The sequence below is a fragment of the Streptomyces sp. NPDC006197 genome (assembly GCF_040613865.1).
In the GTDB taxonomy this organism is placed as follows: Bacteria; Actinomycetota; Actinomycetes; order Streptomycetales; family Streptomycetaceae; genus Streptomyces.
In genome coordinates this window covers 1-14317 of record NZ_JBEXSZ010000189.1, presented here as the reverse complement: position 1 = coordinate 14317, position 14317 = coordinate 1, and the positions used below count along the sequence as shown (strand labels likewise).

The 14317-nt window shown below is 68.4% G+C and carries 16 protein-coding genes and 4 pseudogenes; 12 read left to right on the top strand and 8 right to left on the bottom strand.

The window, feature by feature from the left end:
• Positions 1-359: 359 nt before the first annotated feature.
• Together ABZ318_RS35830 and ABZ318_RS35825 are read left to right on the top strand one after the other, a co-directional pair.
• Positions 360-966 (top strand): annotated as a pseudogene (locus ABZ318_RS35830) (putative RNA methyltransferase).
• Positions 963-1601: pseudogene (locus ABZ318_RS35825) on the top strand (IS5 family transposase). The pseudogenes ABZ318_RS35830 and ABZ318_RS35825 overlap by 4 nt, the downstream one beginning before the upstream one ends.
• Before the next feature lie 25 nt (positions 1602-1626).
• On the opposite strand, the gene ABZ318_RS35820 reads toward ABZ318_RS35825, so the two are convergent.
• The 3 genes and pseudogenes from ABZ318_RS35820 to ABZ318_RS35810 all read right to left on the bottom strand — a co-directional run bounded on the left by ABZ318_RS35820 (position 1627) and on the right by ABZ318_RS35810 (position 3303).
• The gene (locus ABZ318_RS35820) at positions 1627-2277 is read right to left on the bottom strand and encodes an SMI1/KNR4 family protein (RefSeq protein ID WP_356906607.1); all 651 of its coding nucleotides are present in this window, start codon (positions 2275-2277) and stop codon (positions 1627-1629) included.
• A 248-nt stretch (positions 2278-2525) separates the two neighbouring features.
• Positions 2526-2686, bottom strand: a pseudogene (locus ABZ318_RS35815) (transposase); the annotation flags it as partial.
• A 140-nt stretch (positions 2687-2826) separates the two neighbouring features.
• Complete coding sequence (locus tag ABZ318_RS35810; RefSeq protein WP_356906608.1) at positions 2827-3303, bottom strand: hypothetical protein; 477 nt, start codon at positions 3301-3303, stop codon at positions 2827-2829.
• A 587-nt stretch (positions 3304-3890) separates the two neighbouring features.
• Between ABZ318_RS35810 and ABZ318_RS35805 the strand changes: the two genes are divergently transcribed.
• Entirely contained in the window at positions 3891-4487 is a 597-nt protein-coding gene (locus tag ABZ318_RS35805; protein ID WP_356906606.1) for an HD domain-containing protein, read from the top strand.
• 293 nt (positions 4488-4780) lie between these two features.
• On the opposite strand, the gene ABZ318_RS35800 is transcribed toward ABZ318_RS35805, so the two are convergent.
• The 3 genes from ABZ318_RS35800 to ABZ318_RS35790 form a co-directional block, all read right to left on the bottom strand.
• Positions 4781-5527: a ZIP family zinc transporter gene (locus ABZ318_RS35800; RefSeq protein WP_356906605.1), complete on the bottom strand. Its 747-nt coding sequence runs from the start codon at positions 5525-5527 to the stop codon at positions 4781-4783.
• Positions 5528-5867: 340 nt separating this feature from the next.
• Positions 5868-6521 (bottom strand): hypothetical protein, encoded by a 654-nt coding sequence (locus ABZ318_RS35795; RefSeq protein ID WP_356906604.1) that lies wholly within the window; start codon positions 6519-6521, stop codon positions 5868-5870.
• A 213-nt stretch (positions 6522-6734) separates the two neighbouring features.
• On the bottom strand, positions 6735-7100 hold the full coding sequence (locus ABZ318_RS35790) for a hypothetical protein (RefSeq protein ID WP_356906603.1): 366 nt from the start codon (positions 7098-7100) through the stop codon (positions 6735-6737).
• Between the two features lie 298 nt (positions 7101-7398).
• Here ABZ318_RS35790 and ABZ318_RS35785 point away from each other — a divergent pair, with 298 nt between their 5' ends.
• Together ABZ318_RS35785 and ABZ318_RS35780 are read left to right on the top strand one after the other, a co-directional pair.
• Positions 7399-7683: a hypothetical protein gene (locus ABZ318_RS35785; RefSeq protein WP_356906602.1), complete on the top strand. Its 285-nt coding sequence runs from the start codon at positions 7399-7401 to the stop codon at positions 7681-7683.
• Between the two features lie 207 nt (positions 7684-7890).
• Positions 7891-8283: a histone-like nucleoid-structuring protein Lsr2 gene (locus ABZ318_RS35780; protein ID WP_356906601.1), complete on the top strand. Its 393-nt coding sequence runs from the start codon at positions 7891-7893 to the stop codon at positions 8281-8283.
• A 274-nt stretch (positions 8284-8557) separates the two neighbouring features.
• Here ABZ318_RS35780 and ABZ318_RS35775 read toward each other — a convergent pair whose 3' ends face one another.
• Complete coding sequence (locus tag ABZ318_RS35775; protein WP_356906600.1) at positions 8558-8896, bottom strand: hypothetical protein; 339 nt, start codon at positions 8894-8896, stop codon at positions 8558-8560.
• Between the two features lie 350 nt (positions 8897-9246).
• On the opposite strand from ABZ318_RS35775, the pseudogene ABZ318_RS35770 reads away from it, so the two are divergent.
• From ABZ318_RS35770 to ABZ318_RS35760, 3 genes and pseudogenes are all read left to right on the top strand, one after another.
• Positions 9247-9522 (top strand): annotated as a pseudogene (locus tag ABZ318_RS35770) (transposase); the annotation flags it as partial.
• A gap of 117 nt (positions 9523-9639) precedes the next feature.
• A complete protein-coding gene (locus tag ABZ318_RS35765) occupies positions 9640-9813 on the top strand; it encodes a hypothetical protein (protein WP_356906599.1) in 174 nt (57 codons plus the stop codon).
• 31 nt (positions 9814-9844) lie between these two features.
• Positions 9845-10276, top strand: a complete 432-nt coding sequence (locus ABZ318_RS35760; protein WP_356906598.1) for a DUF6463 family protein — start codon at positions 9845-9847, stop codon at positions 10274-10276.
• Positions 10277-10739: 463 nt separating this feature from the next.
• Here the strand turns inward: ABZ318_RS35760 and ABZ318_RS35755 are convergent, their stop codons facing one another.
• On the bottom strand, positions 10740-11834 hold the full coding sequence (locus ABZ318_RS35755) for a DUF5937 family protein (protein WP_356906597.1): 1095 nt from the start codon (positions 11832-11834) through the stop codon (positions 10740-10742).
• 124 nt (positions 11835-11958) lie between these two features.
• Between ABZ318_RS35755 and ABZ318_RS35750 the strand changes: the two genes are divergently transcribed.
• From ABZ318_RS35750 to ABZ318_RS35735, 4 genes are all read left to right on the top strand, one after another.
• Positions 11959-12429, top strand: a complete 471-nt coding sequence (locus tag ABZ318_RS35750; RefSeq protein WP_356906596.1) for a YbaK/EbsC family protein — start codon at positions 11959-11961, stop codon at positions 12427-12429.
• 96 nt (positions 12430-12525) lie between these two features.
• Positions 12526-13161 carry a LysE family translocator gene (locus ABZ318_RS35745; protein ID WP_356906595.1) on the top strand — a complete coding sequence of 212 codons (636 nt, stop codon included), beginning with the start codon at positions 12526-12528 and terminating at the stop codon, positions 13159-13161.
• 270 nt (positions 13162-13431) lie between these two features.
• On the top strand, positions 13432-13818 hold the full coding sequence (locus ABZ318_RS35740) for a hypothetical protein (protein WP_356906594.1): 387 nt from the start codon (positions 13432-13434) through the stop codon (positions 13816-13818).
• 268 nt (positions 13819-14086) lie between these two features.
• Positions 14087-14317 (top strand): hypothetical protein, encoded by a 231-nt coding sequence (locus ABZ318_RS35735; protein ID WP_356906593.1) that lies wholly within the window; start codon positions 14087-14089, stop codon positions 14315-14317.

Sequence of the window (14317 nt, the reverse complement as noted above, 5' to 3'; positions counted from 1 at the left end):
GCAGCAGTGGTGCGATCACCGCCCATGCGGCGTCAGAAATCTCCCCATCCCTCACCATCAGACCAACGATCCGATGATCGGAAAGACACCCCCTAGGTCGTGTATCCCAGCTCCTGGGCACAGAGACATGAAGGGTTTCGCCGTGCTCGTAGACTTATGAGGCGGCATTCATGAGCCCCCGTACTGCTGCTTCCTGTGATCGGAAGGCGCTGAGGGCGATGCCGGCCGGCGTCGCCCTCCTTGGTGTGCCTGCTACGTGAATCACGTCCCTTTGCTGCCCGTTCCTTCCCGAGACAGTGATGACGCTCTGATCGCGCAGGCGCGATCCCTCCCCTTCACCCCCTTGCCAGGAGTGTCTCGTGCCCGTGTCGCTCCCCCCTGCCCTCGATCTGTCCCTCGACCTGCTGCGCTGCCCGACGTGCCGTACGCGCCGCCTGCACCCCGACCACGATGCACTGCGTTGCCCGGTGAGCCATACCTTCGACATTGCCCGCCACGGCTATGCCAGCCTGCTGACGGGCACCTGCGCCACCAGCGGTGACGACGCAGGCATGGTCCAGGCCCGGGGCCGGTTCCTGTCTACCGGCGCCTACGCGCCCATCCGCGAAGTCGGGGCCCGCCTGGCGGCCGACGCCGTGTCTGAGCAGGGCACGGTGGTGGACGCGGGGTGCGGCACGGGCTACTACCTGGCCGGCGTACTCGATGCTGAGCGGGCGGTTGCCTGCGATGGTCACGATCGACCCGGCCAAGGAACAGCGCCTGCATCGGGCGCTCAACCCCTTCTTCGAGACCGTCGTCACCGAACAGGTGGAGTAATCCGCGACTCTGGCCAGGTTGGATGTCCTGGACCTGGTTGCGATGACGGCGAGTGCACGCCACGTGAGGCGTGCAGACCTGAATGACGGCGACGTCCTGCCCGATCAGGTCACTGTCTCCGTGCTGACCACCGCCTACCAGCCGCGGTGACCACGAGCGGGCGCACGCGCCTGCTGGCCGACGAGCAACGGGTCCGCCTGGCGCCCTGCCTCCCCGCAGGGCGCCCGTTCGCCGACCAACCGGGCCCACCAGCACGCCACGAACACGGCTCGGCCGGAGAAGGACACCAGAGCCGTCACCTGCCGGAGCAGAAGCGAAACTCCTGCCACCGGGGACGAGCCGGCCGGCCACGCCATAGGTCGATCGAGTGGCGGTCTGACGACCAAGATTCATCATGCCGTAGACGGCAACGGCTTCCGCTGGCCGTCGTAGTCACTCCTGGCCAAGTCCACGACGCGCAGGTCCTCCCTCTGTTGCTGGGCGACATCCGAGTCCCGCGACTTGGCCCTGGCAGGCCGCGCACCGCACCAGACGCGCTGCTCGCAGACAAGGCGTACTCCTCCAAGCAGGTCCGCGCAGATCTCGCGGTCCGTGGCATCCGTACGGTGATTCCCGAGCGAGCCGATCAGCAGGCCAACCGCGAAAGGAAAGCCCGCAGCGGTGGACGCCCCCGGACTCCGGACACCGAGACCTACAAGCGCAGGAACGTCGTGGAACGATCATTCAGCCTGCTCAAGCAGTGGCGGGGTCTGGCCACCCGTTACGACGAACTCGCGATCGCCTAACGCTCCGCAGCCGTGCCGGCGGCCATCATCGTCTGGTCGCGGAGACGAGAGACACGACCTGGCCCCGGATCTCCTCCAGCTTCCATGAGAGGTGGCGGGGCGGGTCCTCGTCCAGCCGGGGAACGCGCACGTACGTGCCCGAGTACGGCAGGGGGGATCCGGACTCCAGGGATTCGGCCATCAGGCCGATCATCTCCGTCAGGTCCTTCCAGCGGACCGCAGTGACCTCGGCGGCCCCGTGGTCGATCTCGATGATGTTGCCGTAGACGGCGCCGGGCCGGTGGTCGATGAGGAGGGTCACTCCGGTGTTCGTACTGGCGACGGGGAGCCACAGCGGGTCCGCCCATGGGTCCAGGACCCAGTGCTCGGGATCCTCGTCACGCTGTTCGATGAACTCCTCGAGCATCTCCTCCATGTACTCCGGGCCGCCCCCGATCATGTCGAGGTCGTACGGGACGTGGCCGCTCGGCCAGATGGGGGCGTCGGGAACGGGGGCGCCGCCGTGGATTCCGAGCCACTGCACGAGGTGCGGGTGGAGCGGGTACGGGATGACGGCCTGGAGGGAACGGACGTCCTCCGCGGAGGCGGGCGGATGCAACCGGTCGAGGACGGTTGTGCACTGGTGCTCGCGGAGCCAGGTCTCGACGCGTAACCAGGCGCTTGTGAGGTCGTCCATCACTGCATCCTGACACACGGGGGAGTCCCGCCCCGGCCCCGTTCACCAGGCCCTGACACGCGCTGCGCGTGCACGGCCGTCGGCCGACCCGCTGGTCACCGGCCGCCCCGCTGGTCACCGGCCACCCCGCTGGTCACCGGCCGCCCAGCTGGTCACCGGCAGCGTGCCGGCCACCGACCGTGACAGGCGGCCTCCGATGCCGCCCGCAGCATCGCGTCGAACACCGTCTGGCCCGCATCTGCCTCGTCCAGCCGGGCACGGAACTCGCTGAGCACCGAGAAGTCGAACCCGGTGTCGGTCAGCTCCCACGACAAGGCGCACTTCCAGTCCAGACGCGAGCGGACCGCGCGCGGTCTGCCGGTCGGTCAGACCTTCCGCGGACTTGCAACACCGACACCATCGCCCGCCTGGCCGGTGACACCGTCGGCCACCCGCGCCCGGTCGACGTCCTTCGGCTGCGCCCACTCCGTGACCACGACCGCTGCGTCCGCACCGTTCAGCGCCTCCTCCGGGCTCGCGTACCGGGCCGCCGACATCCACGGCTCCGCCTCATAGGGCATGGCCAGCGGCTCCCGGCACCCCGCCCTCGACGAGGAGCCGCGACGCGAGGAGCGTAGACGGCGCTTCGCGCATGTCGTCCGTGCCCGGCTTGAACGCCATCCCCAGCAGGATGACATCCCGGCCGGCCTGATCACCCAGGACGTCCTTCAGCTTCTGGATCGCCCGCCGCTTCTGGATGTCGTTCATGTCGATCACCGCCGACAGCGGCATCGGGTGGAAGCCGGTGTTGCTCGCGAGCTGTCGCAGAGCCTCGGAGTCCTTCGGGAAGCACGGGCCGCCCCACCCGATCCCCGGGCACAGGAAAGGGGGACCGAGCCGGCGATCGAGCCCGACTGCGCCCAGGGCCTCCATCGCGTCCACCCCGGTGTCCTCGCACGGCTTCGCGATCTCGTTCGCGAAGCCGATCCTCGTGGCAAGCAGAGCGTTCGACGCCAATTTCACCACCTCCGCGGGCCGGACGTCCATCGTCACGACCGGCGGGTTGATCCCCGTGGCTCTGTTCACGAGTTTGGGGTCTGGCTCAACTTCTGTGGAGGTACGTCGACCGGCCTTGTGTCTGTCTCGGGCCAAGCCTCTGACCTGACGGCTCCCGGCGTTCGCCGCCCCCGGCCTCAAGATTCGGATCGACACCACGGAATTTGAGCCAGGACCCGTTCTCGCCGACATCGAGATCCGGACGCGGCAAGTGCCTTCTGCGGTCGTGAACAACTGCTGTCGTGCGTCGTCGATAAAGCCACAAGAGCTCTCTCCAGCACCAAACGAGACGACCTCTTGACGGGATGCCTCATCAATTCCCTTCAGGAAGTATCCAAAGGATCGTGAACATGGCCCAATTCCCTGGAGCTATGATGCTGGACGGAGGGTAGTCAAGGCATGTTTCTGCCTCGTGGAACCACGTCTCCGGGCTAATGGTCGGACAGGACCGCCACCCCTCTTCCGTCGGCCTCCGGCGGAGTCGGCCATCGCCCCCACCAGCTGCGACACGTCAGCACGCAGACGCCAGGACAGGTGACATCGCCTGCATGCGCAGCCGGGTTGGCTATGCTACCGGGATGGATATCCCTTCGGTGGACGAAATCCGCGCGATGCACCAGAAGTACTCTCCTCATGAAGAAGCATTCGATCTCGTCTTCACGCACTGCGAAATCGTCTGGAAGGTGGCTGAGAGCATCATCTCCCTCTCGGGTTGGGGCGTAGATGCCGAGTTGGTGAGAGCGGGATGCCTACTCCACGACATCGGGGTGTACCGCCTGTACGACGCAGAGGGACGCATCGACGGGCGGAACTATGTACGCCACGGGCTGCTGGGACACGAAATCCTTCAAGCCGAGGGGTTGCCCGAGGAATTGTGCCGGTTCTGCTCGTGTCACACCGGAGTCGGGCTGAGCAAGGAGGATGTGCTCGCCCAAGGTCTGCCTCTCCCGCCCGCCGACTACGTTGCCGTCACGCCGGAAGAGCGGCTGGTGATGTACGCAGATAAATTCCACAGTAAGACCACGCCACCGAAGTTCGTTACCGCAGAAACCTATTCCACATACGTAAGCCGTTTCGGCCAGGACAAGGTGGAGGCATTCCAAGCGTTGCGCGCCCAGTTCGGCGACCCCGGCCTGGAGACGCTGGCCGCTTCGTACGGCCACGCCCTGACCTGATAAACGGGGGCGAAGAGCATCCCGTGCCCGCCCTCCGCGGCGGCGGCAGATTCGACGCGGTCCGTTCGGACGCGTGCCCGCGCTCCGGCCGCGTGTTGAAGTCCGGGGCGCGTCCGGGGGGCTCCAACGGGCTGATGGTCTGCGGGAGAGCGGCAGTGGAGAGTCGTCATCTGGGTGGCAGTGGTGTGGCTCGCGTGGCCTGGTAGCCGGCGCTGTCAGGTCGTGACGGACTGGCGACTGTGTTCACCGGTCCGGACATACGGCGGACGTGCGCAGCCGATCTGCGCAGAGGCTCAGAGGTGCGACAGCGTGAAGGCCAGGAGGAAGCCGACGACCGTGGTGACGCCGGCCAGGAGATGAGCGTTCTCGAAGGCCTCCGGGATCATCGTGTCCGCGATCATCGCCAGGATCGCTCCGGCGGCCACGGCGGTGATGGCCGCCAGGGTGGTTTCCGAGGCCCCGCCCAGGACGGTGTAGCCGGCCAGCGCGGACAGGCCCGAAACCAGCGCGATCGCCGCCCACAGGCCCATGACGTGGCTTCGGCCACGTCCGGCCTGCCGCATCCCCGCCGCGCTCGCCAGGCCTTCGGGAAGATTGCTGAGGAAAACCGCGACGACGGTGGCCACTCCGACGCTTCCACCACCGAGAAGACCGGTGCCGATCACGACCGACTCGGGCACGCCATCCAACAGCGCGCCCAGAGCGATCGCACCACCCGAACCCGGCTGGTCCTGCTCGGAGGGCTGCTGGGCGCCCGACCTCTTGCGGTGGCGGGCGCCACGCCGGGCGAGCGCCATGTTCGCCAGGGAGTACACCCCCGCCCCGCCCAGTGCTCCCAGGACCGTCGGCGCCAGACCGCCCCGGTCGTACGCCTCCGCCACCAGGTCGTACGAGACCGCCGAGATCAGTACGCCGCTGCCGAAAGCCATCACCAGGGCGGTCCACCGCGTCGGCACCCGGAAGAAGAGGCCCACCGCGGCACCGACCAGCAACGCACTGCCGGCGAGAAGACCCCAACCACCCGCAGCCAGCGCTCCCACAGCAGCCTCCTCGCTCTCCTCGCCCGTCCCGACGACGTCCCGTCATCGCCATGCTGCCCCCTTACCCGCGCGAGCCGGCCCAACGCGCGCCCCGGCCTCGGTTCCGTGAGGAACTCTCCCCGGTCGGGGCCGACGCCGGGGGCGTTGCACGACCCGCACCCCGGCGATCCGCGCAAACCGGGCGTCACCTGCCGCTGCTAGTACACCGGCAACGCACCCTGACCCACGTCCCTCGGACGCCGGCCGCGAGCGGCCGACGCGGCCCCGGATGTTCTACGGCTTCCACGTCTACCGCGGCCGTAAGGGCGAGGAAAGCCTGACCTGGCAGGACTATTGGGACTTACTGATCCGCCAGTGCGTGTGAGAGTTCGCCGACCGGCGCGAGCATGTGTCCGCCATCGCCCGCGCACCACCATACGGCCGTGCCATCTCTCTGCGAGCCGTGGACACCGAGGGCATGTCGAGGACACACCGGCCAGACCTGCCAGGTCCATTCGAGGAGGCTTTCATGGATCATGATCGTCAAATTGGTCAGCGCCGTGGTCGGGTCGTCGCACATGTCCGGCAGGATGTGGCCGCCCCAGTCGAGCCGTTTGCCGTCGGCAAGGCGGACACCGGCTCCCACCGGGAAATAGTCCTCCAGGACCTCGATCTCCGGTTCGCCCCGGATCCCACGCGTGGGCAGGTCGCGGGCTATGATCCGCAGCGCGGCGCGCAACGTCTCCAAACGTTCGGGGGCGAGGTCGAAGCCGGGATCGAAGCCCACGTCGTCCAGGATGCGCCGGGCCAGTGCGGTCATTTCCGCCGCCGGCACGTCGGCCGGCTTCCGCTCGACGACCTCCAGGATGGCATCGGTGTACTGGAAGCAGTCGAGTAGTTCGCAGGCGAGGGCGACGACATCCTGCGGGTCGAGGCTGTCCTCGCGCAGACCGAGGTAGACCCTTCGCTCCAACGCTTCGGTATTCGTTTCATACTCAGCCGTGGGTTCGCTCACCGGCCCAGTATCGCGGCGCGGCTCGCCGCTGCACGATTATCGGCATGCAGTCATGTGTGGCCGAAGCGTGGGCTGCGTGGCGGCACCGGTCCCTCCCGTCACACGCCGAACGGCCCGCACCGAGTTGGTGCGGGCCGTTCGGCGCGTGCCGGTGTGGCCGTGTGCATCCACCGGAGAGGGCATCTGGTGATTCATGTGGTGCCGGGAGAAGGATCAGAAACGGCAGGGGTGCGTGGAGCCGCCGTTGCGCAGGTTCCCGTCGTAGACCCAGCCGCTGCCGCGGACGTACGACCAGGTGTTGCCGTAGCTGTTGGTGATGTAGCAGTTCACCGTGATCGCCGTCCCGGACGGTTTGGTGGAGACGGCGGTGCAGGCACCGTAGGGGCCGACCCGGATGGGCGCGCTGCCGGCGGCGTAGTCCGTGCTGCTGTACGGGTTCAGGTTGCTCGGCGGCGCGCCCTGGTACCACGGGCAGTCGGCGGCCGGGGTCGCCGCCCTGGCCGGAGCGGCCACGGCGGCCGGCGCGGCGAGCAGCAGTGCCGCCAGGGCGATGCGGGCGGCGACGGGGGGTGCGGACATGGGTGTATCCCTTCGTCGGTCCATCGGTGGGGAGGGCTGCGATCCAGCGTCCGGGCGGGGCGGGCGCCGGGGCAAGGGACGGCCGTTGTCCCGGACAGGAGCGGCCCTGTCCGGGACACGGGGGTGTCGTACGGCGGTACGAGGCGGGATCCGGCTCCCCGGTACGCCGACGGGAACGCCGTTCCCGCCCGGAGCCGGCCCGGATCGCCGCCCGCAAAACCCGCCCCGAAGCCGAAGGCCCGCTCCCTCGTCCAGCTGCGCGCCGGCTGGAGGGAGAGCGCACGGGAGTTCCCCGGAGGTGCTGCCCACTTCGTCGAGACGCTTCTGGAGCGGGCCCGGGCCGCGGCCGGCTGCGATCCGGGCCCGTGCCGCCGAGACCCTGGAGGCTGCTCTGGCGGCCCTCGGTGTTGCGGCGATGGTGTTTGTGATGAGCGACGACGGCCGCTTTCACCGTCGCCACCTGTTTGCCGAGGCCCGCCGCTTCCTCGCCCTGGCCCAACGTGGCCGCCGCCGCGAAGCAGGCCTGGACGAGCAGATCGTGGACGCGGGATCGACACCTACTGCCTGGCCATCAGCGAGCTGAAGACCATACGCGGCCTGCTGGCGAACTACCGCCTCTATACCGCCCGCTGGGCCCACCCCGACCCGACCGACACCCGCCGGCGCTCACCGAAGGCGGGCCCCGACGCCGACCACCGGTTCCATGCCGGTCGCGGTCCGTACCCGGCTCCAGCACGACCGTGACAGCGGCACCCACCCGGTCCCTCATGACCCCAGGCACCTTTTCGCGATGGGCGTGACGGACAACGGCGAGTACCTCTTTTGGCTCACCGATCCTGCCGGTGTTCCGGAGGAGTGGACCATCGCTGCGAACGAGGCCCGGGGGCCGCGGTGGTATGCCTACGGTGGCGGCCTCGCGGACTTCCTCACCGCGGTCCTCTCAGGTCGCGAAACAGTCCCTCTTTTCCCCGACAGCTTCCTTACCCAAGGAGCCTTCTTCACCCCCACCACACCCGCCCCGACACCCGCACCGGTCGACACGGCGCCGCAGCCGCCGGCGGGCAGGACGGCAGACGCAAACGACATCCGCACTTGGGCACGGGCCCACGGCTACGACGTTCCCGGCCGCGCTCGCATCCCTGTCGCGATCCTCGAAGCCTGGGAGAAGGCTTCAAGCGGATAGCCGCAACGTCGTCATTGTCGGCAGAGGCAGGGGAGTTCGGCGCCAGCTTGATCTTTAAGATGCATCGTCGAGCGGTGCGTCGCACTTGATCACTCGGTTTGGTAGCCGACAGGCATGCAAGCGGCCTTCGTCTGGACATGTGCTCCGACCAAGGAACACACACGCTCAGCATGGCTGCGTAGGTGAGATCTAGGAACGGATGTCGGCGGTTGCTGGCAGCAGGTCTGGTCTGAGAGCCGGGGGAGTGTCGTCAGAAGTAGGAACAATTGGGTGTTCAGGCACCGATTCGACGCGTCCACCAGGGGAGGCCCGGGTCTGCGAAGGGGTTGTTGAGCGTGCGCCGGAGGACGCGTTCGTCTGCGGGACCGACGACCGTGCTCAACTCACGTCGCGCCTTTCTGTGCAAGGCGTGGAGCGCGACTTCCAGCAGGGTGCGGACGTGGTGGTCGTCGCTGCGGAGGGCTGTGTCGTTGCGTTCGTAGAACGGATCGGCTTTCCCGCGTGGCCGACGAGTGGTGGCATTCCAGCGGCGAAATGCGTGTGCGACCTCGCCTGAGGGAAGGCCGCGATCGCGCTCGAAGACGGCGATCTGCCTGTTTGCCGAGGCGGACACTCCACGGATCACGGGTGTCCGCCGACGGTGCGTGTGGCGTCGCGGCAGCTGTGCTCTGATCTCGCCCGGTGGCCGGCGAGGCATGAACACTTCCAGGGGAAAAACGGTGAGGCGTCCGACCCTAGAACTCGTCTGCGAGAGAGAGCAAGTGACGGGCTCAATCGACCTTGGGCTTCGGCAGCACCTGGGTCCCTCGTCGTGCAGAGCACAACCATGGTCCCGAAACAAGCACCCGGGTGTTTCCAGAACTCAACGACATCACTCTCCCGTGGAACCGGGCGTTCTCGCTGCTGAGCGGCAGACGTTCTTGAAACTCCCCCACAAAGCCGCACAGCATGAAGGCCGTGGGGATGAGCCTGCTGCATCACGATGTCCGCAGAGAGGTGTTGGCGGAACTGTCGCGTTTCCGGGGTGAGTTCTCCTCCTGTTTTGTCGGCCGTTCGGACGCCCTGTTCGAGCTGGCCGACGCGGTTTCGTGCGGGGACGGGCCGGTGAGGTCGCTGGCTGAGCTGTCGCTGGTGAGCGAACGCTGTCGTGGTCGCGGAGGGCTCTATGCCGCGCTCGCCCAGGGCCGGGTCGACGCGGACAGGGTGCGACGAGCCCTGGCTTCGGTGCGGCTGCCGCGTCAGGAGGCCACGCAGGATCAGTCGCACCCGGTCGCCGCCCGCCGATGCCAGCTCCCGCTCCGCATCGCAGGACCCTGAGGCCAAGCCGTCCAGGCTCGCGTCGACGAGACCAGGACCGTGTACCTGCGGACCTTGTGTGAGCAGGCCAGCTTCGCCGATCCGGACCGCATGGCGAAGTTGCTGTACGTGGTCCTCATTGGGGCCGGACAGCTGACGCCGCCGCTCCCGCCGACCGAGGTCGTCGGCATGTACGAACTCTTGTTGTCGTCCAATCCGCCGGAAATCGGCTGATGCGCCGGATCCCTTGGAAGGGACCAGCGCCATGACTCTCTCGATCTCTTCGGAATCCCCGATACCGGCTGCGAGGGGCCTGCTGAGGTGGGTTCCGAGCCTCCTGCTCGTCGCCGCCGGGATGCACTCGATCGTCGCCGTCGTCGGCGTCGTCGGCGCGTTCAGCTTCTGGGGCGACATCACGAAGGCTGGCGTCATCGGAGCGGTCGGCTCCCATGATGATCGGACCTTGGTGTTGTGGTTCACGGTATGCGGCCTGGCGCTTGCCGCTTTGGGCACGCTCACCCAGTGGATTTTGCGGACGGTTGGCAGCCTTCCATCCCAACTCGATTTTTGGCTGCTGGCCATGGGCGCGCTGATAGCTGCGCTCCAACCGGTGTCCGGCGGATGGCTCGTCATCGGGATCGGTGGGCTCGCGTTGGTCGCAGCTCAGCAGAGGGGGGAGAAGACCGATGTGGCATGAGGCCGTGGGTGCGACCCCTGCGGTGGCTCTGGCCGCGATCGGGGTGTTGCGCGTTATCTGAACCTTCGGAGGGTCCACCGGATATCAGGCGCGCCACCGGGGTGCCACGTCGTTGGCCCGGCCGTCCGGCCCGATTTCGAAGCCGCGGGCAGGCTTCCTCTGAGGCTTGAAGACCTGTCCGGTAGTCCCGGAGGTGGCTCCCCGTGCCGCTGTCTAAGTGGCTCCCGAACATGCTTGCCAGGGAAGCCGGTGGCCGGTGTTCTCAGAAGCTGTTGTCGTATCGATCTGGGTGAGCATGGGTTCGAGTGCGGCCGCTCGGTCGGGCGATTGGCTTTGTTCACGAGGTGTGACAGCGGCTGTTCACGAGTTTGGGCAGCAGGCCGGCAGTGCAGTGTTCGATATTCATGAGGTTGGGGGCAGCCGGTGCCGGCGCGCGTGGCTGGTTGTCGGGGCTGTGGCAGGTTCAGTCAGCGGGCTTGGGGGTGAGGGTGGTCAGGGCGGTGGCGATCTGGTCGAGGCGGGCGGGGTTCAGGGTGTAGAGGACGTAATAGCCCTCGCGTCGGGTGGTGGTGAGTCCTGCCTGGGTGAGTTGGTGGAGGTGGCGGGAGGTCACGGAGGGGGACAGGCCGAGGAGGGTGGCGAGTTCCTGGGTGCTGCGGCTCTGGGCGGCGAGGTGGGTGATGATCTGCAGGCGTGGGGCGGCGGCCAGGGCGCGGAGCGCGGTGAGGGTGTCTTCCTGATTGGTGGGCCGGAGGGTGGGGGCGAGGGGCGGGGCGGGGTAGGTGATCCGCAGGGGCCAGGGTTTGTCGCAGGTGACGCGGACGTGGGGCCAGACGTAGTGGCTGGCGGTGAACGTCACCGGGCGCTCGCGGGTGACGGTGATGTCGTGGTCGTGTGGGCGGTCGAGCCGAAGTGTTCGCCGGCCGGGGTCGACCCGGATCTGAGGGGCTAGGGTGCGGAGCATCGGGAACAGGCCCTGGTGGGCGATCCGGACTCCCGCGCGGGCGATCGACTCGTACAGGGAGGGCTCGACGCGCTCCCACTCGTCGGCGAAGGTGGCGTCCCAGTAGTCCTCCAGCACGGCGAGCGCGTCGTCGAGGACGGGGAGGGGGTCGCTGAGGATGCTCTCCAGCCGTGCCGTCCGGCCGGGATCGCGCTCCCGGTACTGGGCGAGGACCGTGTCGCGGGTGGCGGGGTCGGTGACGAGGTCGTCTCCGGTGTGGCGGGTGGTGTCGAGGAGGGTTTGGGCGAGTTCGGCGGCCAGCAGAGCGGGCGGCAGCGTCCGTACGGCCGCGAGCTGGCTTGCGAAGTCGGCATCGTGATCACCGGCGCGGCTTTCGAAGAGGGCGGGGATGTGGTCGGCCACGAGGAAGCCGTGCTCGCGCATCCGTCGGCGCAGGGCTGCGGGCAGCCGGCGGCACTGACGGACCCAGGGCACGTGCAGGGCGTGGTGGCCGGGGTTGATCAGGACGTGCCAGGAGTGGACGGCTTCGAGGAGCGGTGAGACGGAGAAGGCGATGTCCTCCTCGGCCGTCTCGGCGAAGCGCAGGGTGATCACGATTGCAGGATTTCACAATCAGTTGATCTGGTCTCGCCGCGTCCATCAGGCTCAGGCCCAGACCGCGCACCCTCTGGCCGCGGGTCGACTCTCCCTACCGCCGAGCCGAAAGCCGCAGGTCCCCATGACTACGCCCGAATCGCCCTGGCGAGCCGTGCTGGACGCCGACGGCTGTACGTACACCGTTCACGAGCACGCCGTCGCGTACAGCGTCGCTGAGCGCCAGGCCCTGCCCTTCCCCTGGTCGCAGACGGTCAAGACGCTCGCCTTCACCGCCCCGGGCACCCCGCTGCTGCTCGTGGCACTACGGACGGAGGACCGGGTGGACTTCGCCCGCCTGGCGGCCGCCCTCGGCACCAGTCGCTCCCGGTTGCACACGGCGGACGCCGGTCTGCTTGCCGCGGAGGGCCTGGTGCCCGGGGGCGTGCCGCCGGTCAGCCACCGGGCGGGGGTGCCGTGTTTGATCGACACCGCGGTTGCCGAACCGGACCGGCCCGTTTACTGCGGTGCCGGAGCGGCCGACCGCACCCTCCAGATCGGCTCCGCCGCCCTGGCCCGCCTTCCGCGCGCCCGGGCGGTTTCTCTCTCCCGGTAGCCGCCCCGCCCGCACGCCGGCTCCGTGCCTCGTACAGCACACGCACCGCGCGCAGCCTCTTCCGGCTGTGCGGCACAGATCAGGAAGTCCCGGCTCATGGTGAGTACCGAAAGCCTTCTTGCGTTCGCCGCGATGTCCTTCGTCGTGATCGCGATCCCTGGCCCGAGCGTCCTGTTCGTCGTCGGCCGCGCCCTCGCCCACGGCCGCCGTACCGCGCTCGCCACCGTCCTGGGCAACCTCCTGGGCTGCTGCGTCCTCGTCCTGGCCGTCGCCCTCGGCGTCGGCTCCCTGGTCCAGAGCTCGGCCACCGTGTTCACCGCCGTGAAGCTGGCCGGTGCCGTCTACCTCGTCTACCTCGGCGTCCAGGCGTACCGCCACCGCGGCCGGCTGCGGGCCGACCTGACGACCGAGGAGGGCGAACGGCGCGGCGATCTGCGCACCGTTCTGGACGGTCTGCTGGTGGGCGCCACCAACCCCAAGGGCCTGGTCTTCTTCGCCGCCGTCCTGCCGCAGTTCGTCAACCACGACGCCGGGAACATCTCGCTGCAGATGATGGTCCTCGGCCTGATTCCGGCTGGCATTGGCCTGATCTGCGACACCGTCTGGGGCCTGGGCGCCTCGGCCGCCCGGACCTGGCTCGCCGGCTCCGACCGCCGCCTGTCGATGATCGGCGGCGCGGGCGGCATCGCCCTGATCGGCCTCGGACTCACCGTCGCCATCACCCGCCACTGACCGTCCCGGCGCGCTACCCTCCGAACGACGGTGAATGTGTCACCGCCCCCGCTGAACAGCCGGCCGCACCATCGCAGGGCGTCACTGATACTCAGACTCTGTTCGATTCCTTACGAGGTGAGCAGTGCCTCCCGAAGACGTGAACAAACGCTGCCCGTTTCCGTGAACAGAGCCAGGCGACCTTCGGTCTGTCCGTGCATGAAGGCAGGGCCTCTGGTGCAGCTCGGGGTTGTCGATACCTTGAGCAGACCAGGAGGCCCTACCGACGGCATGCATCCCGGCACCTCCACCGCAGAGACGACACAACACCTCGTCTCTGCCGCCGAAACACCGGCCCTATGCCTGACCAGCTCAAACGCACCCGTCACTCTCGGAAAGACAACGGCTTCTAAGACCGAGCACGAGCCAGCGGAGGATATGGAGCGGCTGCGCGCGTTCCAGGAGACGCGTGCCGGGAAGGGCACGGAGGATCTGACCGCCGAGCAGATAAGTAACATCCAGGCCCGCATCGAAGAAATGACGACGCGCGGCAAGACGCTCCGGGAGCGCTACTCCCACCGCCCCGAAGCTCCTACTCTCAAACCGGTCCTCGAGGACCAGCAGCGCGGACAGCGTCCCGAGCGGCCTGGCCCCGGAGACGGAGGAGTGAGCCACTGAGTGGACTCCGCTCTCCACGGGCGGCGCCCACTCCCATGGAGAGCGGAGTCCACCGTCATGAGAGTGTGGCGAGCCCTTCGGATCCGCCCGCTTCCTCCACTTCTCCGAGCGCGTCCACGGGGTGGAGCCCACCCGATGGGGCCCTCTCAGTGGAGCCCACCCACTCCTTCGTCCTGCGGACCGCCGGGTGGACCGGGCCGAAGCCGCGGTTGCACCGGCTGGGACACGACCGACGGCTACGCCCTGGCGGTGGGGGAGAGGGACGAGGATGAACGGAGTCGGTCGCCTATGCACGGAGACCCTCGTCATGGTCCACCCGATCCCGGATCTCACCCCGGAGCTCCTGGAGCGGATCACCGATGCGGTCCGGCTGAGGGCGGCGCTGTATGCGGCGCCCGCCGTACCTCCGCCGGTCCGGGGCCGCCGGGCGCGGCAGTACCCCGGGGGCCGGCTGAACCCGCCGCAGACCGTGCGCCCGCGCCGCTACCGCCGACGCTGA